At 76.3% G+C, this 25,126-nt stretch carries 26 protein-coding genes; 6 read left to right on the top strand and 20 right to left on the bottom strand.

The window, feature by feature from the left end; genetic code table 11:
- Positions 1 to 7: 7 nt before the first annotated feature.
- Positions 8 to 922: a DMT family transporter gene (locus HL189_RS09185; RefSeq protein WP_369133382.1), complete on the bottom strand. Its 915-nt coding sequence runs from the start codon at positions 920 to 922 to the stop codon at positions 8 to 10.
- Between the two features lie 132 nt (positions 923 to 1,054).
- Here HL189_RS09185 and HL189_RS09180 point away from each other — a divergent pair, with 132 nt between their 5' ends.
- Positions 1,055 to 1,450 carry an SRPBCC family protein gene (locus tag HL189_RS09180; protein ID WP_369133381.1) on the top strand — a complete coding sequence of 132 codons (396 nt, stop codon included), beginning with the start codon at positions 1,055 to 1,057 and terminating at the stop codon, positions 1,448 to 1,450.
- Between the two features lie 3 nt (positions 1,451 to 1,453).
- On the opposite strand, the gene HL189_RS09175 is transcribed toward HL189_RS09180, so the two are convergent.
- The 4 genes from HL189_RS09175 to HL189_RS09160 all read right to left on the bottom strand — a co-directional run bounded on the left by HL189_RS09175 (position 1,454) and on the right by HL189_RS09160 (position 6,007).
- Entirely contained in the window at positions 1,454 to 1,780 is a 327-nt protein-coding gene (locus HL189_RS09175; RefSeq protein ID WP_369133380.1) for an SDR family NAD(P)-dependent oxidoreductase, read from the bottom strand.
- A 75-nt stretch (positions 1,781 to 1,855) separates the two neighbouring features.
- Entirely contained in the window at positions 1,856 to 2,509 is a 654-nt protein-coding gene (locus tag HL189_RS09170) for an NUDIX domain-containing protein (RefSeq protein ID WP_369133379.1), read from the bottom strand.
- A gap of 80 nt (positions 2,510 to 2,589) precedes the next feature.
- Positions 2,590 to 4,035, bottom strand: a complete 1,446-nt coding sequence (locus HL189_RS09165; RefSeq protein WP_369133378.1) for a uracil-xanthine permease family protein — start codon at positions 4,033 to 4,035, stop codon at positions 2,590 to 2,592.
- Between the two features lie 97 nt (positions 4,036 to 4,132).
- Positions 4,133 to 6,007 (bottom strand): PucR family transcriptional regulator, encoded by a 1,875-nt coding sequence (locus tag HL189_RS09160; protein ID WP_369133377.1) that lies wholly within the window; start codon positions 6,005 to 6,007, stop codon positions 4,133 to 4,135.
- A 560-nt stretch (positions 6,008 to 6,567) separates the two neighbouring features.
- On the opposite strand from HL189_RS09160, the gene HL189_RS09155 reads away from it, so the two are divergent.
- A complete protein-coding gene (locus tag HL189_RS09155; RefSeq protein WP_369133376.1) occupies positions 6,568 to 7,365 on the top strand; it encodes a DUF2877 domain-containing protein in 798 nt (265 codons plus the stop codon).
- A gap of 130 nt (positions 7,366 to 7,495) precedes the next feature.
- On the opposite strand, the gene hisG is transcribed toward HL189_RS09155, so the two are convergent.
- The 11 genes from hisG to HL189_RS09100 all read right to left on the bottom strand — a co-directional run bounded on the left by hisG (position 7,496) and on the right by HL189_RS09100 (position 16,609).
- Positions 7,496 to 8,362, bottom strand: coding sequence for an ATP phosphoribosyltransferase (hisG, locus tag HL189_RS09150; protein ID WP_369133375.1), 867 nt, complete (start codon positions 8,360 to 8,362; stop codon positions 7,496 to 7,498).
- Between the two features lie 90 nt (positions 8,363 to 8,452).
- Positions 8,453 to 8,716: a phosphoribosyl-ATP diphosphatase gene (locus tag HL189_RS09145; RefSeq protein WP_369133374.1), complete on the bottom strand. Its 264-nt coding sequence runs from the start codon at positions 8,714 to 8,716 to the stop codon at positions 8,453 to 8,455.
- The gene (gene ribH / locus HL189_RS09140; RefSeq protein WP_369133373.1) at positions 8,713 to 9,234 is read right to left on the bottom strand and encodes a 6,7-dimethyl-8-ribityllumazine synthase; all 522 of its coding nucleotides are present in this window, start codon (positions 9,232 to 9,234) and stop codon (positions 8,713 to 8,715) included. Before ribH ends, HL189_RS09145 begins: the two co-directional genes overlap by 4 nt.
- Before the next feature lie 70 nt (positions 9,235 to 9,304).
- Positions 9,305 to 10,591, bottom strand: a complete 1,287-nt coding sequence (locus HL189_RS09135; RefSeq protein WP_369133372.1) for a bifunctional 3,4-dihydroxy-2-butanone-4-phosphate synthase/GTP cyclohydrolase II — start codon at positions 10,589 to 10,591, stop codon at positions 9,305 to 9,307.
- On the bottom strand, positions 10,588 to 11,205 hold the full coding sequence (locus HL189_RS09130; protein ID WP_369133371.1) for a riboflavin synthase: 618 nt from the start codon (positions 11,203 to 11,205) through the stop codon (positions 10,588 to 10,590). The genes HL189_RS09135 and HL189_RS09130 overlap by 4 nt, the downstream gene beginning before the upstream one ends.
- A gap of 1 nt (position 11,206) precedes the next feature.
- Positions 11,207 to 12,265, bottom strand: a complete 1,059-nt coding sequence (ribD, locus tag HL189_RS09125; protein ID WP_369133370.1) for a bifunctional diaminohydroxyphosphoribosylaminopyrimidine deaminase/5-amino-6-(5-phosphoribosylamino)uracil reductase RibD — start codon at positions 12,263 to 12,265, stop codon at positions 11,207 to 11,209.
- Positions 12,262 to 12,933, bottom strand: a complete 672-nt coding sequence (rpe, locus tag HL189_RS09120) for a ribulose-phosphate 3-epimerase (protein ID WP_369133369.1) — start codon at positions 12,931 to 12,933, stop codon at positions 12,262 to 12,264. The genes ribD and rpe overlap by 4 nt, the downstream gene beginning before the upstream one ends.
- Positions 12,934 to 12,991: 58 nt before the next feature.
- Positions 12,992 to 13,456 (bottom strand): hypothetical protein, encoded by a 465-nt coding sequence (locus HL189_RS09115; protein ID WP_369133368.1) that lies wholly within the window; start codon positions 13,454 to 13,456, stop codon positions 12,992 to 12,994.
- A 154-nt stretch (positions 13,457 to 13,610) separates the two neighbouring features.
- Positions 13,611 to 14,534 carry a hypothetical protein gene (locus HL189_RS09110; protein ID WP_369133367.1) on the bottom strand — a complete coding sequence of 308 codons (924 nt, stop codon included), beginning with the start codon at positions 14,532 to 14,534 and terminating at the stop codon, positions 13,611 to 13,613.
- 87 nt (positions 14,535 to 14,621) lie between these two features.
- Positions 14,622 to 14,747, bottom strand: coding sequence for a hypothetical protein (locus HL189_RS09105; protein ID WP_369133366.1), 126 nt, complete (start codon positions 14,745 to 14,747; stop codon positions 14,622 to 14,624).
- Between the two features lie 5 nt (positions 14,748 to 14,752).
- Positions 14,753 to 16,609 (bottom strand): ABC transporter ATP-binding protein, encoded by a 1,857-nt coding sequence (locus tag HL189_RS09100; RefSeq protein ID WP_369133365.1) that lies wholly within the window; start codon positions 16,607 to 16,609, stop codon positions 14,753 to 14,755.
- A 122-nt stretch (positions 16,610 to 16,731) separates the two neighbouring features.
- On the opposite strand from HL189_RS09100, the gene HL189_RS09095 reads away from it, so the two are divergent.
- Genes HL189_RS09095 through HL189_RS09085 form a run of 3 tightly spaced genes read left to right on the top strand, consistent with a single transcriptional unit; the run spans position 16,732 to position 19,732 of the window.
- The gene (locus HL189_RS09095; RefSeq protein ID WP_369133364.1) at positions 16,732 to 18,069 is read left to right on the top strand and encodes a sensor histidine kinase; all 1,338 of its coding nucleotides are present in this window, start codon (positions 16,732 to 16,734) and stop codon (positions 18,067 to 18,069) included.
- Entirely contained in the window at positions 18,066 to 18,704 is a 639-nt protein-coding gene (locus HL189_RS09090; protein ID WP_369133363.1) for a response regulator, read from the top strand. Before HL189_RS09095 ends, HL189_RS09090 begins: the two co-directional genes overlap by 4 nt.
- Positions 18,701 to 19,732 (top strand): hypothetical protein, encoded by a 1,032-nt coding sequence (locus HL189_RS09085; RefSeq protein WP_369133362.1) that lies wholly within the window; start codon positions 18,701 to 18,703, stop codon positions 19,730 to 19,732. The genes HL189_RS09090 and HL189_RS09085 overlap by 4 nt, the downstream gene beginning before the upstream one ends.
- 13 nt (positions 19,733 to 19,745) lie before the next feature.
- Here the strand turns inward: HL189_RS09085 and HL189_RS09080 are convergent, their stop codons facing one another.
- From HL189_RS09080 to def, 3 genes are read right to left on the bottom strand one after another with little or no spacing between them, the layout of a single operon-like run.
- Entirely contained in the window at positions 19,746 to 21,134 is a 1,389-nt protein-coding gene (locus tag HL189_RS09080) for an RsmB/NOP family class I SAM-dependent RNA methyltransferase (protein WP_369133361.1), read from the bottom strand.
- Positions 21,131 to 22,051, bottom strand: a complete 921-nt coding sequence (gene fmt / locus HL189_RS09075; protein WP_369133360.1) for a methionyl-tRNA formyltransferase — start codon at positions 22,049 to 22,051, stop codon at positions 21,131 to 21,133. The genes HL189_RS09080 and fmt overlap by 4 nt, the downstream gene beginning before the upstream one ends.
- 5 nt (positions 22,052 to 22,056) lie before the next feature.
- On the bottom strand, positions 22,057 to 22,614 hold the full coding sequence (def, locus tag HL189_RS09070) for a peptide deformylase (protein ID WP_369133359.1): 558 nt from the start codon (positions 22,612 to 22,614) through the stop codon (positions 22,057 to 22,059).
- A gap of 36 nt (positions 22,615 to 22,650) precedes the next feature.
- Here def and HL189_RS09065 point away from each other — a divergent pair, with 36 nt between their 5' ends.
- On the top strand, positions 22,651 to 23,145 hold the full coding sequence (locus HL189_RS09065; protein WP_369133358.1) for a hypothetical protein: 495 nt from the start codon (positions 22,651 to 22,653) through the stop codon (positions 23,143 to 23,145).
- Positions 23,146 to 23,153: 8 nt separating this feature from the next.
- On the opposite strand, the gene HL189_RS09060 is transcribed toward HL189_RS09065, so the two are convergent.
- Positions 23,154 to 25,100, bottom strand: a complete 1,947-nt coding sequence (locus tag HL189_RS09060; protein WP_369133453.1) for a primosomal protein N' — start codon at positions 25,098 to 25,100, stop codon at positions 23,154 to 23,156.
- Positions 25,101 to 25,126: the final 26 nt, after the last annotated feature.

Below are 25,126 nucleotides of genomic sequence, written 5' to 3'. Positions count from 1 at the left end.
GGTCGGCTCACGAGCCGACCGCGGCCTCCTGCGGCACCGGCGCGGGGAGCCGCGGCCTGCTTCGCCGGCGGGAGATCGCGACCCCGGCCAGGCACATCGCGCCACCGGCCACGGCGAGCGCCGGCGGCACCTCGTCCAGCAGCAGCCAGCCCATGAGCACGACCAGCGGCGGCACGAGGTAGGTGGTGACGCCGAGCCGCCCGGCGTCCATCCGGGACAGCGCGTAGGCCCACGTGCTGAAGGCGAGTGCCGTGGGGACGACGCCGAGGTACACCATCCCGCCGATCGACGCCCCGGGCGCGGCGCCCAGGTCGCGCACCAGCGCCCCGGCCCACGGCAGGCAGCACAGCGCGCCCAGCGCGCAGGCGGTGAACGTCACCTGCAGCGCGGGGAGGCGGCGCAGCAGCGGCTTCTGCGCCACCACGCCACCGGCGTAGGTAACCGCGGCGACCACGCAGAGCAGCACCCCGGTGAGGTCCGCGCCGGAGCCGCGGGTGGCCAGGCCGATCACCAGGACGCCGGCGAAGGCCACCGCCAGCCCGACGACCAGCCACCGCGGGAAGCCCTCCCCGAGCAGCAGGCCGGCGAACAGCGCGATGAGCAGCGGGCCGATGTTGACCAGCATCGCGGTGGTGCCGGCGTCCAGGTGCTGCTCGGCCGCGTTGAGCGACAGGTTGTAGATGCCGAACCAGCCGACGCCGCACACCGCCAGCAGCCGCCACTCCCCGGCCGTCGGCGGGACCCAGCCGCGGCGGGTCAGCAGCAGGCCGAGGACGGCGGTGCCCACCAGCAGCCGCCCGAGCGCGAGCGCGCCGGGCGAGAGGTCCTCCCCCACCGTGCGGATGCCGATGAACGCCGAGGCCCAGGCGAGCAGGGTGACGGCGACGGCCAGCAGGGTCAACGGGGCGCGGGGAACGGGCACGGCAGCGAACCTAGGTCGTCCCGCCGACGGTTCCCGGCGGTTTCCGGTCGTCGCAGTGGACTTGTCCGTCCCCCGCCGATGGACGGCCGGATCGCTGCGGTGCGGTCGGCCCCCTGCGGCACGATGCGGGCCATGACCGAGTCCCGGCACCTCACCGTGTCCATCGCCCGGCCCGCGGCCGAGGTCTACGCCTGGTCGCGCGACCCGGCTCACCTGCCGCAGTGGGCGGCGGGCCTGGCCACCGGCGTCCGGCTGGAGCGCGGCGAGTGGGTGGCCGACTCCCCTCTGGGCCGGGTGCTCGTCCGGTTCGTGCCGGTCAACGAGTACGGCGTCCTCGACCACGACGTCGTCCTGCCCGACGGCACGACGGTGACCAACCCGCTGCGCGTGCTGCCCGACGGCGCCGGCTGCGAGGTCGTGTTCACCCTGCGCCGCCGGCCGGGCGTGGACGACGCCGCGTTCGAGGCCGACGCCGCGGCGGTCACCGCCGACCTCGGCACCCTGCAGCGGGTGCTCGAGGCGCGGTGAGCCTCAGCGCTCCTGGTCGGTGGGGCGCACCAGCAGCTCGTTGATCGCGACGTGCGGCGGCTGGCCGACGACGTAGAGCACGGCGCGGGTGCGGGCCACCGCCGTCCGGCACTGCTCCTCGTCGGTCACGTCGAGGTCCAGCTGCAGCACCGATGCCCCGCCCTCGCGGAGCTCGCCGGCGAGCGCGTCGAGCCGGTCGCGCCGCCGGGCGCCGATCGCCACCGCGGCCCCGGCCTCGGCCAGCGCGATCGCCGTCGCCTCACCGATCCCCGACGACGCCCCGGTCACCAGGGCGACCTTCCCGGTCAGCGGGCGGTTCGTCTCCGTCATGCGTGCCTCCTCCTCCGACCGCGCGCCGCGGTCCCGGGAAGCCCAGTGCCCGGGCGCGCGACCCGGCACGCGCGGTCAGCTCGCGAACGGCCCGCTCAGCACCGCCCACTGCAGCAGCATGATCGTCTTCGCGTCGACGATGCCGGTGCCGATCTGGGCCAGCGCCTCGTCGATGCCGAGCTCGACCACCTCGATGTCCTCGCCCTCCTCGACCAGGCCGCCGCCGTCGGAGGAGCGGGTGGCCGCGCTGTACGGGCCGGCGTAGCAGTGCAGGCGCTCGGTGACCGAGCCCGGGCTGGTGTAGACGTCGAACACGTGGGTGAGCTCACCGACCCGGTGACCGGTCTCCTCCTCGGCCTCCCGCCGGGCCGCGGTCACCGCGTCGTCCTCGTCGAGCAGGCCGGCCGCGGTCTCCAGGAGCATCCCGTCGGGATGGCCGTTGACGTAGGCGGCGAACCGGAACTGCCGGGTCAGGAGGACGGTGCGCCGCTCGGTGTCGTAGAGGAGCACGGTCGCGCCGTTGCCGCGGTCGTGGGTCTCGCGCTGCTCGGTGGTCCACCGGCCGTCCCGGTGCCGCTGCTCGAACGTCGTCTTGCGCAGCACGTACCAGTCGCTGGACAGCACCTCGACGTCGGTCACCCGGACGTCGTCGTTGCCGGTGAGGTCACGCCCCACGCGGTCCAGGCCGGTGCGCCCCCGGCGGTCCGGCTCGTCGATCCCCGCTGCCATCCGTCGTACTCCCCCTGGACATCGCCGGCCCGGTCCTCGTGGGTCGACCGGGCCGGCCGTGCCGTTGCCGTGGCCGCCGGTCAGCGCGCCCGGTCGCCCCGGTCGACGTCGGACGGATCCGCCCCGCCCGGGTCCATCGCGTGCCTGCCGGTCGCACCCAGCGCGGGGCCGGTGCCGGAGGCGAAGCCGCCCTCCCGGTACAGGGCGTCCTTCATCTCCGCCGGCGCGAGCGCCCGGGCCAGGTGCCAGCCGACGACCGCCACGATCGTCCCCAGGGCGATGCCCGACAGCGAGAACGTGTCGGTGAACACGAGCGTGACGTTGCCGATCCCGATGATGATCCCGGCCGCGAGCGGCACCAGGTTGATCGGGTTGGCGAAGTCGACCCGGTTCTCCTTCCAGATCTTCGCGCCGAGGAGGCCGATCATCCCGTAGAGGACGACGGTGATCCCGCCGAGCACGCCGCCGGGGGTGGCGTTGACGATCGCGCCGAACTTGGGCACCAGGCCCAGCAGGACGGCCACCACGGCGGCCACGTAGTAGGCGGCGGTCGAGTAGACCCGGGTGGCCGCCATGACGCCGATGTTCTCCGCGTAGGTGGTGGTCGGCGAGCCGCCCACCGAGGAGGCCACGACCGTGCCGACGCCGTCGGCGAGGACCGCCCGGCCGAGCACCGGGTCGAGGTCGCGCTTGGTCATCTCCGCCACCGCCTTGACGTGCCCGGCGTTCTCCGCGACGAGCGCGATGACCGCGGGCAGCACGAGCAGCGAGAAGTTGACCGAGAAGCTCGGCGCGGTGAAGTCGGGCAGGCCGAACCAGTCGGCCTGGCCCACCGCGTCGAGGTTCACCCGGTCGCGGGTGACGACCGTGCCGGTGCCGTCGGGTGAGGTGATCTGGCCGAGGGTGGCGTCCAGCAGGAGCGAGAGCAGGTAGCCGAAGACCAGGCCGAGCAGGATGGAGATGCGGGCCCAGAACCCGCGCAGCGCCAGCGAGACCACGATGACGAAGGCCATGGTGGCCAGCGCGACCCACTGGTCCTGCGGCCAGTACACCACCGCCGCGACCGGCGCGAGGTTGAAGCCGATGAGCAGCACGACCGCGCCGGTCACCGCCGGCGGCAGGACGCGGTTGACCACCCGCACGCCGGCCACCTGGATGAGCAGACCGACCAGGGCGAGCACGACACCGGAGACCAGGATGGCGCCGACGACGTCGGAGCTGTCCCCGCCCTGGGCGCGCACCGCGGCGACCCCGCCGACGAACGAGGCGCTGGTGCCCAGGTAGCTGGGCACCTTCCCCTGCACGATGAGCAGGAACAGGATCGTGGCGATCCCGCTCATCATGATCGCCAGGTTGGCGTCCAGGCCCATGACGAGCGGGAAGACGAACGTCGCACCGAACATGGCGACGACGTGCTGGGCGCCGATGCCGACGGTCAGCGGCCACGAGAGCCGTTCGTCGGGCGCGACGGCCTCACCCAGGGGCGGGGCCTTGCCGTCCCCGTGCAGCTTCCACCCGAAGGCCATGGGTCCTCCTCGACGGTCCTGCCTGCGGTGCCTGAGCACCGAGCGAGCGCACACTGGCAGACCGCTGGCCCGTGCACCAGAGGGCCCAGGTCGTTGTTCAGACCAGGGACTCGAGCCCGTCGTCCAGCACCGCGGCAGCGATGCTCTCCACCGGCGGGCGGTGCGGCTGGTCGAGCCCGCGGATGCGCGCCGCGTGCAGCGCGAGCAGCAGGTTGAGCCGCAGTGTGGGATCGGCGGTGAACGGCCCCAGGAGCCGCTCCAGCTTGCCGATGCGGTACCGCATGGTGTTGTAGTGGAAGTGCAGCCGCCGGGCCGACTCCGCGACGTTGAGGTTGGTCTCCAGCAGCACCCGCAGGGTCTCGCGCAGGTCGGTGGAGTCCGCGTCGCCGGAGTCGGCCAGCGGGCCGAGCACCTCGTCGACGTAGCTGCGCAGCTCGGTGCTGTCCGGGATGAGCGACAGCAGCCGGAACACGCCCAGCTGGTCGAAGTGGGTGACCGCGTGCCCGCCGTGGATCTCCTGACCCACGACGAGGGCTCGCTGCGCCTGCTGGTAGGCCTCGCCGAGCGCGGCGAGGGCCTCGGCCGGGCGGCCGATCCCGGTGCCCAGCAGCCGGCCGATCCGCCGCAGCCGGGCGTTGACCCGGGCGGTGACCGCCTGGACCAGGGCGGTGATCTCCTCCGGCGTGCGACCGTCGAGCGGCAGCACCGTCACGATCTCGGTGGCCAGGCCCGCGACCGCGGCGCCGGCCACCTCGGCGTCGACCGCCGACCGCCAGCCGTCGGCCAGCCGGTCGAGCACGTCGAGTGCCCGGGTCGGGTCGGCGCCGGCGTCGGCGACCGTCTCGGTGGCGGTGACCAGGACGACGGCGGGGCCGTCGAGCCGCCAGCCGAAGGACCGGGTGTAGGCCAGCGCCCGCTCGGTGTGGCCGAACTGCCCGCTCACCAGCCGGCGCACGAGGTCGCCCTGGAAGCGCAGCTCGACCGAGTGCACCGCCTGCGAGCGGATCTCCGACAGGGCCGCGATGACCGCCGCCTGCTCCAGCACCGCCCCGGCGCCGACCAGCATGGGGCCGTGCCGGTTGACCGCGACCAGCCAGCCGTGCCGCTGCTCGCCGGCCATGATCGGCGCGACGGCGTACTCCCCCACCCCGCCGGGGAGCTCGTGGTGCCCGGGGACGAGGAGGATCCCGTCGGCCGGGGAGAGGTCGGCGTCGGCGAGCACGTTGGCCGGGGTGACGACGCTCTGGTCGGCGCGGTTGCCCGACGCCCGGCGGGACGGCGCGAGGTCGGCGAAGGCGTCGTCGGCGGCGGCGTCGAGCAGCCACAGCCAGTCCCGGATCTCGGCGACCTCCTCGGGCGGCCCGGCGCTGGTGGCGACCTCGCGGTCCGGCCCGAGCCCCAGCACGGCCGCGCCGGCCAGGAAGGTGGAGACTTGCGCGGTGACCTCGGTCAGCCCTCCGCCGGACAGCGCCACGTCGATGAACTGGTTGTGCATGCGGTTCGCCAGGCTCAGCGCCTGGGTCTGCTTGTCGATGATCGCGCCGAGGACCTCGGCGACGACCTCGTCCAGCCGGGTGGGCGCGGGCAGCATCAGGACCGGGAAGCCACGGCGGTCGGCCTCGGCGAGCACCTCGGCCGGGACCTCACCATGGGGGGTGCCGGTGCCCCCGGCGGACCGGAAGGCCAGCGCACCGCTGCCGCCGCGGTGCAGCCGCTCGATCAGCGCCCGGTGCTGCGCCGGGTCGGCGGACCCCGGCGGCTCGGCCAGGACGACGAGGACGTCGGGCCCGGCCCCGGCGACCAGGTCCGTGGGCTCGTCGATGAGCACGTGCCGGACGATCCGGCGGGTGCCGGTCGCCCCGCCGACGACGGTCGTCCCGACGAGGCCGGGCAGCTGCAGGAGCTGGTCGACGGTGAGCCCCATGCTCTCCTGGAGTGCGGTGCGGTCGGCTGGGGCCACCTGCGAGAGCACCGGCTCCACGGACCGCAGGACGCCACTGGTGGCACCCAGTCGATCACTGTGCGCAATGTACGTCACGGACGCCTCACGTTCGGTCACTCTACGTACCCCCACCGCGCGTTGCACGAGCAATCTTCCAAGATTCTGTCAGACGTCCCTGGACGGCTGAACCCACTCTTGGCGAGAATCGCCATACAGAGCCGAGTGATGAGCCACTCAAGGGCCCGCCACCGGATCTGTGTTGTGGGTCGGTCGGTGGGCGTCTCTCCCGCGGGGGGCAGTGGCGTTCGGCGGCCGGCCGAGTCGAGCACACCGGGGCGGGGCCGGCGCACTCGCGGGCCCCGTCGACCGCACGGGTGGAGGGGCACATGCGGACCATCGACGAGAGCATCAGCGGGCACGGCGACGCAACGACCCGGGAGGCGGCCCGCGACGGGCGAGCCGCCCGGGCCGGCGTCCCCACGTTCCCGCTGCCACGAGCGTCAGCGCCCGGGGTACCCCACCCACGGGCCGCCCACACCACCGTCCCCGCCCAGGCGAGCACCGGTGTCGCAGAGCTGCTACGCGGTCCCGTGCGCGTAGCCCGGGTGCTGCTCTCGGTCCCGGCCGCCGTGTACCTGACGGTGCCCACGGCCCAGGGCAACGACGTCGTCGGGGTGCTGACCTCCGACGCCGCCCGGCTGCCGCTGGGCTGCGTGCTGTTCCGCCCGTCCAACGGCCGGCCGCTGGTCGCGGTCCCCAGCGGTGCGCCGGCGCGGGTCGGCGGCGGCAAGCTCGTCGTCGGCGACCTGACGGTGAGCGCCGCTGCCTGGTGGGACCCGCGGCCCAAGCTGCCCACCGCGCGACCGGCGCTGCTGCCCGAGGGCGTGCGCCAGCTGCGCACCGCCCTCTACGGGGAGGGCGTGCCGCACAGCGCGTTCGTGCTGCCCGGGCTGCCCAGCGGCCCCAGCGGTCCGCTGGCCGCCCTGCGCGGTGCCGTCCGCCGCGCCGACCTGGACGCCGCGCTGCGCACCGCGACCCGGCTGGTGGGTCTCGGGCCGGGCCTCACCCCGGCCGGCGACGACGTGCTGGCCGGGCTGACCGCCGGGCTGGTCCTGCTGGGCCACCCGTCGGCGGAGCGGTTCGCCGCCGGGGTCACCTCCCTGGCCAACGGCCGCACCACGGAGCTGTCCCGGGCGCTGCTGCGGCACGCCGCGGCCGGCCGGGTCAGCGGGGAGTTCGCCGCGGTGCTGCGCGGGCTGGTCGGCGACGGCTCGCTGGCACCGGCCGTCGACGCGCTGCTGGGCACCGGCTCGACCAGCGGGCGGGCCCTGGCGCTGGGCATGTGCACCGCGATCGACCTGGTCGACCGCACCACCCGCCCGCGCTGAGCCGTCGGCTGCCCCGGCCTGGACCGGGGCAGCCGACGTCCGCCCCTGCACGCTCCCGCCCCGAGCGTCTACGGCCCCGTCCAGAGGCTCGCCCCGAGCCTGCGATGGGTGAGGGGGACGGGGTCCTCTTTCAGATGCGCGACGCGGCGATGCTGGTGACCAGGATGGCGCGGGCGCCGAGCTCCCAGAGCTCGTCCATGACCCGGTTGGTCTCCTGCTGGCGGACCATCGCCCGCACCGCGGACCAGCCGGGGGTCTGCAGCGGGCTGACCGTCGGCCCCTCGAGACCCGGGGTGAGCGCCGTCGCCCGGGGCAGCAGGTCGTTGGGGCAGTCGTAGTCGAGCATCACGTACTGCCGGGCCACCAGGACACCGCGCAGCCGGCGCCGCAGCTGGGCGACGGCGGGGATCTCCTCGCCCCCGGCCCGGCGCACGAGCACCGCCTCGCTGGCCAGCACCGGGTCGCCGATGATCCGCAGGCCGGCGGCCCGCAGCGTCGTCCCGGTCTCGACCACGTCGCACACCGCGTCGGCGACGCCGAGCCGGCACGCGGTCTCGACCGCGCCGTCGAGCTTGACCACCCCGGCCTTGATGCCGGCCTCGTCGAGGAACCGCTGCAGCAGCCCGGGATAGGCGGTGGCGATCCGCCGTCCCTCCAGCTTCGCGACGTCGTCGACGTCGGACCCGGTGGGGCTGGCGAACCGGAAGGAGGAGCGGCCGAAGCCGAGCTCCATCACCTCGACCGCGGCCGGGCCCTCACCGTCGGCGGGCGCGGTCTCCAGCAGCATGTCCCGACCGGTGATCCCCACGTCCAGCGTGCCCGCGGCGACGTAGACGGCGATGTCCCGCGGCCGGAGGTAGAAGAACTCGGTGTCGTTCTCCGGGTCGTAGACCGCGAGGTCCTTGGCGCTGCGCCGCTGCCGGTACCCGCTCTCGGCGAGCATCGCCGCCGCGGGCTCGCTGAGGACGCCCTTGTTGGGCACGGCGACGCGCAGCACTGTCGGGCTCCTAGGTGACGTGGTGGAACGGCCCCCTCGCAGGGGCCCGGCCCGAGCGGAGCGAGGGTCGGGGGGCGAGGGGGTCCTTTTTCAGAGGTGAGCGTAGACGTCCTGCAGGGACAGCCCGCGGGCCAGCATGAGCACCTGCACCCGGTAGAGGAGCTGGCTGATCTCCTCCGCCGTCCGCTCGGCGCCCTCGTGCTCGGCCGCCATCCACGACTCGGCGGCCTCCTCGACCACCTTCTTGCCCGCAGCGTGCACGCCGTCCCGGACGGCGGCGACCGTTCCGGAGGCGGGGTCCCCGGCGGCGACCTTCCCGCTCAGCTCGGCGAACAGCTCGTCGAAGGACTTCACGCGGTGCCCGCCGCCGGGCTGATGCCGAAGCCGGTGCCCTGCTTGGGGACGCGCAGGTCGCGCAGCACGAGAGCGGTCTGCAGGGCGGCGGCGGTGGCCTCCCAGCCCTTGTCCTCGCCCGAGTCCTCCAGGCCGGCGCGGTCGCGGGCCTGCTTCTCGCCCTCGACGGTCAGCACGCCGTTGCCCACCGGGGTGCGGGCGTCCAGGGAGACCCGGGTGAGACCGGCGGTGAACGAGTCGCACACGTAGTCGAAGTGCGGCGTGCCCCCGCGGACGACGACACCCAGCGCGACGACGGCGTCGTGCGTCTCGGCCAGCGCCTGGGCCACGACCGGCAGCTCGATGGCGCCGGGCACCCGGACGACGGTCGGCGACGGGACACCCGAGGCCTCCGCGCAGGCGACGGCGCGGACCAGCAGGGCGTCGCTGATGTCGCGGTGCCAGGTGGCGGCGACGATCCCGAGGGTCAGGCCCTGGGCGTCGATGGGCTGCTGCTGCGGGGCTCCGGAGCCGCTCATGGCCTCTCCTCCTCGGTGCTGGACAGCGGGTGCGACGGTGCAGTGTGCCCGGCGGGGCACCACCGACCGGTCATCCGGGTTGCTCGTCGGCGCGCCGGGGCAGGTCCGCCGGGCCGCTGCCGGCCCGGCCGGCGTCCGGCTCGATGATCTCCAGCAGGTGCCCCATCCGGTCGCGCTTGGTCCGCAGGTAGCCCACGTTGTCGACGGTGACGTGGGTCGGCAGCCCGACGCGGCCGGTGACCTTCAGGCCGTAACCCTCCAGCCCCGCCCGCTTGGCCGGGTTGTTGGTCAGCAGCCGCATCGTGTGGATCCCGAGGTCGACCAGGATCTGGGCGCCGGTGCCGTAGTCCCGGGCGTCGGCGGGCAGGCCCAGGTCGAGGTTGGCGTCGACGGTGTCCACGCCGGCGTCCTGCAGCTGGTAGGCCTGCAGCTTGTGCAGCAGGCCGATGCCCCGGCCCTCGTGCCCGCGGATGTACAGGACGACGCCGCGCCCCTCCTGCGCGACCGCCGCGAGCGCCGCGTCCAGCTGGGGGCCGCAGTCGCAGCGCAGCGAGCCGAAGACGTCGCCGGTCAGGCACTCGGAGTGCACCCGCACCAGCACGTCCTCGCCGTCGCCGATCTCGCCGTACACGAAGGCCACGTGCTCGCGCTCGTCGTAGGAGCTGCGGTAGCCGACGGCGGTGAACTCGCCGGGGCGCAGCGGCACCCGCGCCTCGGCCACCCGCTCGACCAGCTTGTCGAACCGCTTGCGGTAGGCGATCAGGTCGGCGATCGAGACCATCACCAGGTCGTGCGCGTCGGCGAAGGCGCGCAGCTCGTCGGCCTTCGCCATGCCGGTCGGGTCCTGCTCGCTGACGACCTCGCAGAGCACGCCCGAGGGGCGCAGCCCGGCCAGCACCGCCAGGTCGACGGCGGCCTCGGTGTGCCCGGGCCGCCGCAGCACCCCGCCGTCCTTGGCGCGCAGCGGCGCGATGTGCCCGGGCCGGACCAGGTCGGTGGAGGTGGTGTCGGCACTGGCCAGCAGGCGGATCGTGCGCGCCCGGTCGGCGGCCGAGATGCCGGTGGTCACGCCCTCGCGGGCGTCGACGGTCACCGTGTAGGCGGTGCCCCGGCGGTCCTGGTTGATCCGCAGCATCGGCGGCAGGTCCAGCCGGTCGGCGTCCTCCTCCGTGACGGCCACGCAGATGTAGCCCGAGGTGTAGCGGACGGTGAAGGCCACCAGCTCCGGGGTGGCGAGCTCGGACGCGAAGATCAGGTCGCCCTCGTTCTCGCGGTCCTCGTCGTCGATGACGACCACCGGACGGCCGCTCTTGACGGCGGCGATCGCGTCCTCGATGGAATCCAGGTGCCAACTCACCGCTTCGCTCCCAGGAGTCGTTCCACGTACTTGGCGATCACGTCCACCTCCAGGTTGACCGGGTCGCCGGGGGCGCGGCTGCCCAGGGTGGTCTCGCGGAGGGTCGTCGGGATCAGGCTGACCTCGAACCACGGATCGGGGTCGTCCGCCAGCCCGCTCACGGTGAGCGAGACGCCGTCGACGGTGACCGACCCCTTCTCCACGACGTACCGGGCCAGCTCCCGGGGGACGGCGATCCGCACGACCTCCCAGTGGTCACCGGGCGTGCGCGAGACCACGGTGCCGACGCCGTCCACGTGCCCCTGGACGATGTGGCCGCCCAGCCGGGTGGCGGCGGTCACGGCCCGCTCCAGGTTCACCCCATCGCCGACGCCCACCTCGCCGAGGCTGCTGCGGCGCAACGTCTCGGCCATGACGTCGGTGGTCCAGACCCCGGTGCCGTCCTCGTCCGGCGTCACGCCGGTGACCGTGAGGCACACGCCGTTGACCGCGATCGAGTCGCCCAGCGCCACGCCGTCCAGGGCCCGGCGCGCGCGGATGTGCAGCACGGCGCTGTCGGGCCCCTCCTCGCGGGCGGCGAGGGTGCCGACCTCCTCCACGATGCCGGTGAACACGTCAGCTCCCTCCTCCGGTCCGGTTGCCGCCCCCAGTGTGCCGGGTGGGCCGCAGCCGGACCTCCACGTCCCCGCCGATCCGGGTGACGGCCACGACCTGCAGGTGCAGCGCCGCGCTGATCGTCGGGATTCCCAGGTCCCCCACCATGGGAGCGCCCGCGCCCAGCAGGGTGGGCGCCAGGTGCACGACCGCCTCGTCGACCAGGCCCCTGGCCAGGAAGGCGGCGGCCAGCGTGGGGCCGCCCTCGAGCAGGACCCGGCGCACGCCCCGGCCGTACAGCTCGGCGAGCAGCGCGGCCGGGTCCGGCGCCCGGCTGACCAGCGTGGGGGCCGCGTCGTCGAGCACCCGGGCGGTGGCGGGCAGCCGGCCGCGCCGGTCGAGGACGACGCGCAGCGGCTGCCGCTCCACGTTGCACCCGTCGGCGTCGCGGACGGTGAGCTGCGGGTCGTCGGCGAGCGCCGTCCCGGACCCCACCAGGACGGCGTCGCACCCGGCGCGCAGCCGGTGCACCTCCGCCCGCGCCTCGGCCCCGGTGATCCACCTGCTGGTCCCGTCGCGGGCCGCCACCCGCCCGTCGAGGGTGGTGGCGACCTTCCACACCACGTGCGGGCGCTGCTCGCGGGCGCCGGTGAGCCAGGCGGCGAGCGCGCCCAGCTCGGCCTCGGCCTGCTCGACGCCGAGCTCCAGCTCGATGCCGGCCGCGCGCAGCCGCTCGGCGCCGCCCTGGGCGAGCCGGGTCGGCTCGGGGACCGCCACCACGACCCGGCGGATCCCGGCGGCGATCAGCGCGTCGGCGCACGGCCCGGTGCGGCCGGTGTGCGCGCACGGCTCCAGGGTCACCACGACGGTGCCACCGCGGGCCCGGTCGCCGGCCCGCGCGAGGGCGTGCACCTCCGCGTGCGGCCCGCCGGGCGGCGAGGTGGCCCCTTCCCCCACCACCGCGCCGGAGGCGTCCAGGACGACGGCACCCACCGGCGGGTTGGGGCTGGTCGTGCCGAGGACCCGCTGCCCGAGCTCCCGGGCGCGGGTCATGGCCGCCCGCTCGGCGGCGGTGCTCACCGGCGCCCGGCGGCTGCGGCCTGGGCGCGGAGGGCGGCGATCGCCTTCGCGGGGTCGTCGGCGCCGTAGACCGCGGAGCCGGCGACGAAGACGTCGGCGCCGGCCTCGGCGGCCTGCTCGATGGTGTCGGCGTTGATGCCCCCGTCGACCTCGACCAGCAGCCGCAGGTGCCCGGTCTCGACCAGCCGCCGGGCCTCGCGGACCTTGGGCAGCGTCTCCGGCATGAACGACTGCCCGCCGAATCCCGGCTCGACGGTCATCACCAGCAGGGTGTCGAACGCCGGCAGCACGTCCAGGTACGCCTCGAGCGGGGTGCCGGGCTTCAACGCCAGGCCGGCCAGGGCGCCGGCCGCCTTGAGGTCGCGGGCGACCGCCCGCGGGTCGGCGCACGCCTCGGCGTGCACCGTGACGTTGCGGGCACCCGCCTCGGCGTAGCCCGGGGCCCAGCGCTCGGGGTCCTCGATCATCAGGTGGCAGTCCAGCGGCAGCGGGCTCACCGCCTGGATGGCCAGCACCACCGGCAGGCCGAGGGTCAGGTTCGGCACGAAGTGGGCGTCCATGACGTCGACGTGCACCCAGTCGGCGTCGGCGATGCGCTGCACCTCGTCGGCGAGCCGGGCGAAGTCGGCGGACAGCAGGCTGGGCGCGATCATCGGGTCCCGGGTCACCGGATGATCGTAGGCAGCTCGCCCGCCCGTCCCCCGGTCGGCGGGAACGGCTCCGGACTCAGCGCAGGGCAGCGGCCTCCCGCTCCTCGGCGGCGGCCCACAGCAGCTCGCGCATCTGCTCCTCGGCGGCGGGGGTCCGCTGGTCGGGCGGGAGGTGACGGCGCCGGTGGGACAGCGACGCCGAGACCCCGATCCAGGGGGTGTGCAGCTCCGCCGGGTACCAGGCGACCTGCGCGCCGAAGACGCCGTGCAGCGACCGGCGCTGGGCGGACCGGGCGATCACCACGGTGGGCGCGCCGTGCGGCCGCTGGCGCAGCAGCCAGCGCAGCGCCGCGAGCCCGTCCTGGTGGTGGCTGTACAGGTCGCAGACGTCGATCACCGCGGGCTTCCGGCCGATCGCGGCGAGCGCCAGGCCCACCAGCTCGCGCAGCGCGTCGGTGTCCCCGCGCACGTCCCCGCGCGCGACCACCACGACGACCGTTCCGCGGTCGTGGACGGTCACCTCGATGGCCTCGCCTGCCATGTGCGCTCCCCCGGGCAGGCGGACCCGCCCTCCGCTCAGGCTGGCACCAGCATGACCTGCGACGGAGGGACCGGCAAACGGCCGGCGGCGCGGCCCCGGCGGGCTGGGCCGGCGGCGCGGCCCCGGGCGGGCTGAGCCGGCGCCCGGGGCCGGCTCAACCGGCGACCGCGCGGAGGCGGGAGAGCCGGCGTCGCCGCGGGGCCCGGGGCAGCTGACCGTCGGCCCACCGGGGCCACGGCCGGGCGGCCCCGGTGCCGACGCACTTGATCAGCGCGGCCATCGCGAGGTCCGGCGCAGGCCGGCGGGCGGGGTCGGCGTCGGTCAGAGGGGCCATCCGGTCCAGCAGCTCCTCGGCGCCGTCGCTCTCGGGGTCCAGCACGCTGAGCAGGGTCGCGCCGAGGGCGTAGACGTCGAGGGCGGGGGTCACCGGGGAGCCGCCCGGTGGCACCCCGCCGACGACCTCGGGCGCCTGGAAGCCCTCGGTGCCGAAGTGCAGTCGCTCGGCCAGCAGGAAGCCCAGCGGCCGGGACGCGCCGAGGTCGATCAACCGGGGACGGCGGTCGACGAGCAGCACGTTGTGCGGGCTGATGTCCAGGTGGGCGTAGCCGGTGGCGTGCAGTGCCCGGACCGCCCCGAGCACCAGGACCCCGAGCCGCGCGACGTCCGCGGCCGGGAACGGCCCCTCGTGCTCGACGCTCTCCCCCAGCGACGGGCCGTCGAGCCACTCCACCGCGATGTGCGGGAGCGGGGACCTGCGGCCGTCGACGAGCAGCCGGGGCACCGCCGGGTGCGCCAGCCCCCTCAGGGCCCGGACCTCCCGGTCGAGGGCCTCGGTCCACTGGGGCGACCACCGGGGCCGGACCAGCTTGACCACCGCGGGCGCCCAGAGGTCCAGCGACCAGCACAGCCACGTCTCGCGGTGGTGCCCCTTGGCGATGCAGTCCCAGGTCAGCAGTCCCGGGACCAGCGGCGCCCCGCCGTCGGGGTCCCAGGTGGGCGCGCCGTCGCCGGCGTCGTCCAGGACCGGCGGCAGTGCGGTCTGCTCGTCCTCGGCCGCCGGTGCAGCGCGCAGCTCCACGTCGTCTCCTCGTCGCGCCCCGATCGCCCGGGGGATGGTGTGCGTCGTCCCGCCGGGGTGGTGTGCCCCGACGGGACGACGGCTGGGTCAGCAGGAGTCCGAGCTCTTCCAGCTCTTCCAGCTCTTGCTGTGGCTGTGCCAGCTCTTGCTGCTCCAGCTCTTCCAGTGGCGGATCTTGCTGCCCTTGTACGAGACCTCACCGATGACGCGCACGACTCTCACCTCCCCCCGTGGATGTCGAACTTCGGAGCCGACCGGGTGTGGTCGGCAGCGGCAGGACGGGGCGGCTCGAGCGCCGGCACCCGATCGGACCCGGCCGGCGGCTCCGCCGGGTGGGACACCGCGGACCGGGCACCGCGCCGGGAGCTCCGCCCCAGGGGCCTGACGTGCACGGTGCGGTCGGCGATCGCGGCGAGCACCGGGTCGTGGGTGACCAGCAGGACGGTGCGGTCCCGGGTGGCGGTGCGGATGGCGCCGATGACCTGGCGGGCGGACTCGGCGTCCAGGGACGTGGTGGGCTCGTCGAGCAGCACGGCCGGGGCCCGGGACACCACCGCGCGGGCCAGCGCGACCCGCCGCCGCTGACCGCCGGACAGCCGCACGCCGCTCTCGCCCAGCGGGGTGTCGTACCCCTCGGGGAGGGAGAGCGCGAACTCGTCGACCCAGGCCGCCCGCCCGGCGGCGAGCACCTGCGCCCGGGTCGCGTCGGCCGAGCCGAAGGCGATGTTCTCGGCGAGCGTGCCGTCGAGCAGCCACGGGTCCTGCGGCACGAACGCGATCTGCTGGCGCAGCGCCACGGGCGACAGCTCGCGGACGTCGACCCCGTCGAGGAGGACCCGGCCCTCGTCGACGTCGTAGAGGCGCAGCAGCAGGTGCAGGACGGTGCTCTTGCCCGCGCCGCTGGGACCGAACAGGCAGACGGTCTCCCCGGCGCCGATGGTCAGGTCGAAGGAGGACAGCACCGGCCGGTCAGGGCTGTAGGCGAACGACACGTCCTGCAGCTGCAGGCTCTGGCGCACCGGCGGCACCGGCCGGGGCCGGGCCGGCTCCTCCACCGCCTCCTCGCAGGACAGCACCTCGGTCAGCCGCTGCGCGCTCGCGCTGGACCTCGCCCACACCGCGGTCAGCCGGACCAGGCTGCGCACCGGCGACTGCAGGTTGCCCAGGTAGCTCAGCACGACCAGCAGCTCACCGATGCTCAACCGTCCCGCCCGGACCTGCAGGCCGCCGACGACCAGGACGATCCCGGTGCCGATCGACAGCACGATGCTGGGGACCGGCGCCCAGCGGGCCTCGATCGTCGCCGCGTTCACCTTCGCCTCGACCGCCCGGTCGTTCGGCTCGGCGAACATGCTGCGGGCCCGGTCCACCCGGCCGAAGGCCTGCACCGCGCGGACGTTGCGCAGCAGGTCCGTCGTCGTCCCGGACAGGCGTCCGGTGGCGTCCCGCGCCTCGAGCTCGGCCGCCCGGATCCGGCGGCGCTGGCGGGCGGTGAGGAAGACCAGGAACGGCAGGACGGTGAGGCCGAGCCAGGCCAGCGACGGGTCCAGCATCAGCAGGATCGTCAGCGAGCTGACCAGCAGCACCATGCTCGGCAGGAAGGACGTGCACAGCGCGGTGAGGGCTTCGAGCACCCGCCCCACGTCGCTGGTCAGCCGGGAGAGCACCTCCCCGGTGCGCACGCGGTCGTGCCAGCGCAGGGAGAGCGACAGCACGTGGCTGAAGACGGAGGCCCGGAGCGCACCCGCGATCCGGACGGCGGACCGCTCGGCCTGCCATCGGGACCCGGCGTCGAGGAGGCCGCCGCACGCGGTGAGCGCGACGGTGGCGACCCCGGACGCGATGAGCAGCCCGGTGGTGCCCAGACCCTCGAGCACCTGGGTCGGGCCGGTGAAGGGACGGCCCACGAGCGCGTGGTCGACCGCCAGGGCGAGCGGCCAGGGCGAGGCGAGCCGGCAGCCGATCTCCGCCGTCGCCAGGCCGATGCTGAGCCCCAGCCGCGCCCGCTCCGGCCGGACGAAGGGAAGGACCACGGCGAGTGCGCCGGCACGCGGCGCGGGCCCGTGGTTCGACATGTGCCGAGGGTGTCGAGCCCGGCGTACCGGCCGACAGTGGACGTTGGGACTAGTACCACCCGACCCAGGAGTGGTCACGCCGAGCGACCATTCCGAGACCATCCAGTTCTACGATCCGATCTGTGGCGCACGACACACTGCGCAGGGGGAAGGCGGCTCTCCGCCGCGGGCAGCAGTCGGAGACGGCGACCGTCGCGGTGTTCGTGGTCCTCGCCGTCGTGGCGGCGGTCATCTTGGCCCCGTCGGTCGGCGCGGCCGCCCGGCGCACCGGCACGGAGGAGGCCTCGCGCTCCTTCCGTCAGCTCGCCGCGGTGGTGGCCGGGTCGGTGGTCGCCCCCCTGCTGACGCCGCAGCTGGTCGGCGGGTCGGCGTCGGCCGAGGCCCGGCTGGACCTGGCGGTCGACCGGCTGGAGACGACCGCCCCGGTGGTGACGGTGGCGGTCCGGGACGGCGAGGGGGACGTCGTCTGGAGTGACGACCCGAGCGCGACCGCCGTTCCGCTGCGGCCCGACCAGCGCACGGCCCTCCAGGAGGGCACCCTCGTCCTCGCGTCCACCGACGGCTCCGCCCGGGACGAGCTCAGCGCGTCCGTCGGGGTCCAGGCCACCGGGGGCACGCCCCTGCTGGTGGAGGTGACCGGCCGGCGCGACGACCTCGCCGCCCCCGTCGCCTGGTCGGCGTGGACCGCCTTCGCGCCGGTCTCGCTGGGTGCCGTCCTGCTCCTGCAGCTGGCGCAGCTGCCGTTCCTCTGGCGGCTGGCCCGCCGGGTGCGGGAGCACGCCAGGACGGAGTCCGCGCTGCGCGAGGCGGCTCTGGCGGCGACCGGTCTGGAGCGTCGCCGGATCGCCGGTGAGGTGCACGACGACGTCCTGCCCGGGCTGCACGCCCTGGTCTACGAGCTGGACGCACAGCGGCTGGCGCGCGTCCACCGGGACGGGGACGCCGCGGTGCTCGACCGGACGGCGGAGGGCCTGCGCTCGGGCATCCGCCGGCTGCGGGCCCTGCTGCTGGAGCTCAGCGAGCAGCGGGTGCCGGAGGAGGGGCTGGAGGCGGCACTGGCCCGGGCGGCCGACCGGATGGCGGCGACCGGCGTCGAGGTGTCGGTGCAGGCGGACGACCTCGACCGCCTCCCCGGCCCGGTCGCGGAGGTCCTGTACCGCTGCGCACAGGAGTCCCTGCGCAACGTCGCGGCACACAGCGGAGCGGAACGAGTCGACATCGCCGTCGCCGTGGACGCCGCCGAGGCCACCATGACGGTCGACGATGACGGCCGAGGCTTCGAAGGATCTCGGCTCGCCGAGAGGAGAGCGGCCGGGCACCTGGGACTCCAGGCCCTGGGCGACCTGGTGGCGGACCAGGGCGGGTCGTTGACGGCCTCGAGTTCGCCGGGACAGGGGACCCGCATCGTCGCGCGGGTCCCGCTGGACGACGTGAGGGTCGACATGGGAGTGCAACGGTGATCCGGGTCCTCGTCGTGGACGATCACGAGGTGGTGCGCCGCGGGCTGGCCGCGTTGCTGGGCGCCACCGGTGACCTCGAGTGCGTCGGCACGGTGCCCGACGGCGACCAGGTGGTGGCCGAGGTGGACCGGTCGGCGGCGGACGTGGTCATGCTGGACCTGTCCATGCCCGGCCGGGACGGCGTCTCGGTCATCCGGGCGCTCCGCGGGACCGGCCGGCCGGTCCGGGTGCTCGTGCTGACGTCCTTCCAGGAACCGGACCGGGTGCTGGAGGCGATCAGGGCCGGAGCCGACGGTTACCTGCTCAAGGACGCCCGGGGCGAGCGGATCCTCGACGGGGTCCGTGCCGTGGCCGCGGGGGGGTCGCCCATCGACCCGTCGGTCGCCCGGCTGCTGCTCACCGACGTCCGCCGGCACGCGGGACTCGACGGCCTGACCGACCGGGAACGTGAGGTCCTCGAACTCGTCCGCCAGGGCCTGCCCAACAAGTCCATCGCCCGGCGGCTGCAGATCACCGAGCGGACGGTCAAGGCCCACGTCACGAACATCCTGCTGCGCCTGGGGGTGTCCGACCGCACCCAGGCTGCCCTGCTGGCCGAACGGCACCTGCGCCCAGCGGGCGTGTCCGAGGGGTGAGCGCCGTGCACGGGGACGCCGCCGACCGCAGGGGCTCCGCCGATGCACCCGGTCCCGGCCCGCCCGATCCGCGGCACCGGCCCGTGGTGCTGCACGTCCCACCCCGCGCCGTCCGCCCGCACCGGCGCGGGGTGCGGGCGGTGCTGCCCGCCGCGGCCGGCAGCGTCGTCCTCGTCGTCTCCCTGCTGCTCGGCACGCTCATCGGCGCGTGGGCCGGCTCCCGGTTGGTGGCACCGGGGACGGGCAGCCCCACCGCCGGCACGCTGTCCATCCCGCCCCCGCCGACCCCGGACCCGCCGACGGAGCGGACGTCGGTCCCGCGGGCCGCGGTCCCCCTGGAGCACGCCGTGGCCCCCGCGGTCCCCGCCGAGCGGCCCGCCACCCCGCGGCTCCCCGGCCCGAGGGACGACGCGGCCGTCCCCGTCCACACCGCGGCCCGGTCCCCCGAGGCGCCGGCCCCGGCCGATCCGCCGGTGCCCGCGACCCGTGCCGGCGCCGCGGACCAGCCGGCGCCGGTGTCACCCGCTCCGGGCCGACCGGAAGCGGTCGCCCCCGCGCCGGTCCAGCCGGCGCCGGTCCAGTCCGCGCCGGTTCAGCCCGCGCCGGTTCAGCCCGCGCCGGCCGAACCCGCGCCGGCCGAGCCGGTGACCGGGGAGACGGCGACCGAGGAGACGGCGACCGAGGAGGCGCCGGCGGACGACACCACCGACGGGACCCCGGCGGACGACACCGCCACCGACGGCACCGCCACCGACGGCACCGCCACCGACGGCTCGACCGAGGACGAGACGACCTCGGACGACGGGGACACCGGGGACGGGGACGCATCCGCGGACCAGGACGACGCCCGCGCGCAGGACGAGGACGCGGAGGAGGACGCCGACCAGGCCCCGGACGAGGACACCGGAGGCGACCAGCGCCAGGAGGACGGGGACCAGGACGACGGGGGCGACCAGGACGACGGGGGCGACCAGGACGAGGACACCGGAGCGGAGTCCGACCCCGGGCAGCCGTCCGAGTGCGGGTGACGGCCCGCGGGGCTCAGCGGGTGCGGCGGAGCAGCGCCAGGAACATCGCGTCGGTGCCGTGGCGGTGCGGCCACAGCTGCCCGTGGTCGCCGCGGGCCACCCCCGGTACGTCGGGGAACAGCGGTGCCACCGGCTGCACCTCGACGTCGTCCCGGGCGGCCGCCGCGTCGACCACGTCGACGGTCTCCGCGGTGTGCGGCGAGCAGGTCACGTAGGCCACCACTCCCCCGGGCCGCACGGCGGCCAGCGCGCTGTCCAGCAGCCGGTGCTGCAGCTCGACCAGCGGGGCGACGTCCTCGGGGGTCCGCCGCCAGCGGACCTCCGGCCGCCGCCGCAGGGCGCCCAGGCCGGTGCACGGGGCGTCGAGCAGCACCCGGTCGAACGAGCCCGCCGCCCAGTCGGGGTCGGTGGCGTCGGCGACCCGGACGTCGACGTCCTCCTCGCCGGCCAGGGCGGCGCGCACCAGCTCGGCACGGTGGGGTGCCCGGTCGGCGGCGGTGAGGTGCACGCCCCCGGGCCGCACGGCGGCCAGCAGCCCGGCCTTGCCCCCGGGGCCGGCGCACATGTCCAGCCACGCCCGTTCGGGCCCGTCGACCGGAGCGCGGGTGAGGGCGAGGGCGGCGAGCTGGCTGCCCTCGTCCTGCACCGCGGCCAGGCCCGAGCGCACGGCGGGCAGCCGTCCCGGGTCGCCGCCGGGCAGCCGGACGGCGTACGGCGAGAACGGACCGGGCTCGCCCCCGGCCTGGGCCGCCAGCTCGTCCCGCGGGATCCGCCGGGCGACCAGGTGCACCTCGGGGGCGGCGTCGTCGGCGAGCAGCGCCGGCTCCAGCTCGGCCGGGTCGTCCAGGGCGTCCCGCCAGGCCTCGACGATCCAGCGCGGGTGGTCGGTGGTCAGCGCGAGCCGGGCGTCGTCGTCCACGGGGTCGAGGGCCGCGACCCAGGCCGCCCGGTCGCCGCCGGCGGCGACCTTCCGCAGCACGGCGTTCACCAAGCCGGACGCACCGGTCCCCACGATCGCCCGGGTCAGCGCGACGGTCGTGTCGACCGCGGCGTGCGCCGGCACCCGCAGGTCGAGCAGCTGGTAGGCGCCCAGCCGCAGCAGGTCCAGCACCCGCGGGTCGAGCTCGGACAGCGGCCGGGACACCAGCGTGCCCAGCACCGCGTCGAGCGTGCCGGTGGCCCGCAGCGTGCCGTAGGCCAGCTGGGTGGCGAAGCCCGCGTCGCGCTCAGCCAGGTCGGCGGCACGCTCCCGGAGCAGCTGGGGCAGCAGCAGGTTGGCGTAGGCGGCCCGGCCGGACACCCCGTTCAGCACGTCGTAGGCGGTCAGCCGGGCACCGTCGAGCGCCGGCCGGTGGCGGCGGGCCGGTGGGCGACGGTTCTCCCGGCGGGGCGGCGGGGTCACCCGCCCAGCCTCTCGCCGGGCGCCGGCCGGGCCCCGCGGGCCCAGTCGGCGGCGGGCAGCACCCGCTTCCCCGCCGGCTGCACCTCGCGCAGCCGGACGGCACCGCGGCCGGTGCCCACCAGCACGCCGGTGGGCGCGACCGACACCTCGCCGGGCGCCAGGTCCGGCGCGTCGGGCAGCGGCTCGACCGGGCCCAGCCGCAGCCGGGCGCCGCGCCACGTGGTCCACGCCCCCGGCGCGGGGGTCACCCCGCGCACCCGCCGGTCGACCACGTGCGCCGGGAGCGCCCAGTCGACGCGGGCGTCGGCGGTCTCGATCCGCGGCGCGAGGCTGACGCCCTCGGCCGGCTGCGGCTGGGGGCGCAACGAGCCGTCGGCGATGCCGTCGAGGGTCGCGACGAGCAGCCGGGCGCCGCTGACCGCGAGCCGGCCGAGCAGGTCGCCGGCGGTGTCGGTGGGCCCGACCGGCTCGGTCACCACGCCGAACACCGGGCCGGTGTCCAGCCCGGCCTCCAGCTGGAAGGTGGCCGCGCCGGTGACCTCGTCGCCGGCCATGATCGCGTGCTGCACGGGCGCCGCGCCGCGCCAGGCGGGCAGCAGGGAGAAGTGCAGGTTCACCCAGCCGTGCCGCGGCACGGCCAGCGCCTCCGGGGGCACCAGCGCGCCGTAGGCGACCACGGGCGCGCAGTCCACCTCCAGCGCGCGCAGCTGGTCGAGGAACTCCGGCTCCCGCGGGGAGCGGGGCGTGAGCACCGGGATCCCGGCGGCGTCGGCGCGCTCGGCGACCGGCGACCGGCTGGTGCGCCGGCCGCGCCCGGCCGGGGCGTCCGGCCGGGTGAGGACGGCGACCACCTCGTGCCGCGAGTCCAGCAGCGCCTCGAGCGCGACGACCGCGGGGGCCGGCGTGCCGGCGAACAACAGCCTCAGTGCGGGCTCACCTTCACGACCGGCGGGAACACCGGCCGGCCGTCGGGGAGGTAGGACTGCTCCCCCTGCCAGGCGGCGTCCCGGAGCACGGCCAGCGCCGCCTCCCGGGCCTCGGCGTCGAGCCGGTCGACGAACAGCACGCCGTCGAGGTGGTCGGTCTCGTGCTGGATGGCACGGGCCAGCTTGTGCGAGCCCTCGACGCGGATCGGCTCCCCGTGCATGTCCCAGCCGGTGGCGGCCACGTAGAGGTGCCGGCGGCAGTCGAAGCGGAACCCCGGGATGGACAGGCAGCCCTCGGCGTCCTCCTCGGTCTCCTCCCCGACCGGGGTGACCTCCGGGTTGACCAGGTGCCCGACCTCGCCGTCGACGTACCAGGTGAAGACGCGCAGCCCGACGCCGATCTGGGGCGCGGCGATGCCCGCCCCGCCGGCGGCGTGCATGGTGTCGGTCAGGTCGGCGACCAGCTGCCGCAGCTCGGCGTCGAAGTCGACCACGGGGGCGGCGGGGGTGCGCAGCACCGGGTCGCCCATGATCCGGATGGGGGTCACGCTCACCCGACGATCGTAGGCGGCGGCCCCTACGGTGGCTCCGTGACCTCGCTCCTCGCCCACCGGGCCCGCGCCCTGGCCAGCAGTGTGCTCGAGGGTCTGGCCGTCGGCGGCCTGGTGGCCAGCCGGGAGGCGCCGCCCTGGTCGCGCCCCCGGGTGCTGATCTCGGCCGCCGCCGGCGTCGCCCTCACCGCCGACCAGGCCAGCCTCGAGCTGCCCGCGATGCTCCGCGAGCAGCGCGCCACGGGGACCGTCAGCCCCGCCCCGCCGCACGAACGGCGCGCGCTGGCGCACGCCGGCGCGCACGCCCTGGTCGTCGGCCTGGTGCTGCAGGTGCTCGACCGGCCGGTCCGCGACCGGCTCGCCCGCCGGGGGGTGCGGCACCCGCACCGGTGGTTCGGCGCGATCGCCGCGGTGGCGCACCTCGCCGCCCTGGCTCCGGTCTACTGGCGGCTGGCCGCCGACCGGGCCCGCGCGGACGCCGAACGCGAGGCGGCGATCGAGGCCGAGCTGCAGGAGATGGCCGCCGGCCGCTGACCGCCCAGCTACGCGAGCTCGAGCGGGTCGAGCTGCACCCGGACGTGCTCGGCGACCTTGCGGGCACTGCGCACGCCCTGGACGTCGTGCAGCGCCCTGGCCAGCGCGAGCCCGTCGCTGCGCCGCACCCGGACGAGGTACCGCTCGCGCTCACCCTCCTGACCCGGGCGCGGGGGCTCGGGGACCGGGCCGAGCACGTCGGCGCCCTCGGGCAGCCGCAGTGCCTCCAGGAAGTCGGCCAGCGCCGCGGGCGAGGCCGACAGCGAGGCCATCCGGGTGGCCGGCGGGAAGCCGAGCTCGCGCCGGTCGGCCAGCTCCCGGGCGGCCAGGCCGGCCGGGTCCCAGCGCACCAGCGCCTGCACCACGGGGTGCCCGGCGTCGGCGGCGACGACCACCTGCCCGCCGGCCCGGACCAGCGTGGCGGCGTTGGCCCACCGGCGCAGCGTCTCCTCCCCCGCGCGCAGGTCGGCCCGGCCGAGCAGCGCCCAGGAGTCCAGCAGCAGCGCCGCGCCGTACCCGCCGTCGGCGATCGGCTCCGCGCCCGGTGTCGCCACGACGAGGGCCGGCCCGCCGGGCACCGTGGCGAGCACTCCGGACCGGCTCCCGGACACCCGGACCGCCGCCCCCGGGAACGCCCGGCCGAGCTCTTCGGCGGTGCGCGCCTCACCCACGACGGCGGCCCGCAGCTTCGTGCCGGAGCAGTGCGGGCACTCGAACGTGGCGGCCGGGCGTGCGCACCAGCGGCAGGCGGCGATGCGCGTCCCGCCGGGTCCCGGTGCCGGGGAGACACCCAGCGGGCCGGCGCAGTGCGGGCACCGCGCGGGGGCCCGGCACCGGTCGCAGACCAGCGAGGGCACGTAGCCGGCCCGGGGCACCTGGACCAGCACGGGCGCGCCGGCCTGCAACGCCTTCCGGGCCGCGTCGAAGGCCAGGGTGGGCAGCCGGGCCGAGCGGGCCGCCGGGTCGCGGGCCAGCTCGAAGTCGCTGCCCAGCGCCTGCACCCGCGGCGCGGCCGCGCGCAGGGTGGCCCGGTCGGCGACCAGCTCGTGCGCCCAGCCGGACTCCACCAGCAGGGCCGCCTCCGCGGTCCGCGCGGTGCCGGCCACGACCGCGGCGCAGGAGGCCAGGTGCGCCCGGTGCACGAGCACGTCGCGGGCGTGCGGATAGGGCGCGCGGGGCTCGGCGTGCAGGTCGTCGCCGTCGTCCCAGACCACCACCAGGCCGAGGTCCCGCACCGGCGCGAACACGGCGCCGCGGGTGCCCAGCACGACCTGCGCGCTGCCCCGGGCCGCGGTCAGGAACCGGGCGTACCGGGTGTCGGGTGCGGCGTCGGCGCGCAGCACGGCGACCGAGCCGGCCGGCAGCCGCGCCTCCGTCGCGGCGGCGAGCCGGTCGAGGTCCTTGCCGTCCGGGACGACGACCAGCGCCCCGCGCCCCCCGGACAGGGCGGCCTGGCACAGCTCGGCCAGCCTGGCCGGCCAGTCCTCGCCCGGCAGCGCCGTCCAGACCGCCCGGGCCGGGTTGCCCCCGGCGACGGCGGCGAGCAGCTGCGGCCCGGTCGGGTACCGGGCGAACCCGGCCGGGTCCGGCAGCGGCGGGGCCGGCGGCGGATCGGCTGCCGGGCGCTTCTCGGGCGCGGCCCGCCGCGGCGGCAGCGCCAGCCGCAGCACGTCGGTCATCGACCCGGCGTAGCGGTCGGCGACCGACCGGGCCAGCGCAGCGACCTCGGGGGTGAGCACCGGCTCGCTGGAGACCACCTTGGCCAGCGGCGCCAGCTTGCCGGTGTGGTCGGTGCTGTCGCCGAGCTCCAGGACGACGCCGTCCAGCAGCTTCCCGGCGAAGCGCACCCGCACCCGGCAGCCGGCCACCACCTGCTCGGCGAGCTCGTCGGGGACGGCGTAGTCGAACGGCCGGTCCAGGTGGGCCAGCGGCACGTCGACGACGACCCGGGCGATCCGCTGTACGCGGGTCCCCGGGGCGT

This window comes from Modestobacter sp. I12A-02662 (assembly GCF_041028325.1).
Classification (GTDB): domain Bacteria; phylum Actinomycetota; class Actinomycetes; order Mycobacteriales; family Geodermatophilaceae; genus Modestobacter.
The sequence above is the reverse complement of the archived record's forward strand: the minus strand, read 5'-3'. Positions and strand labels throughout refer to the sequence as shown.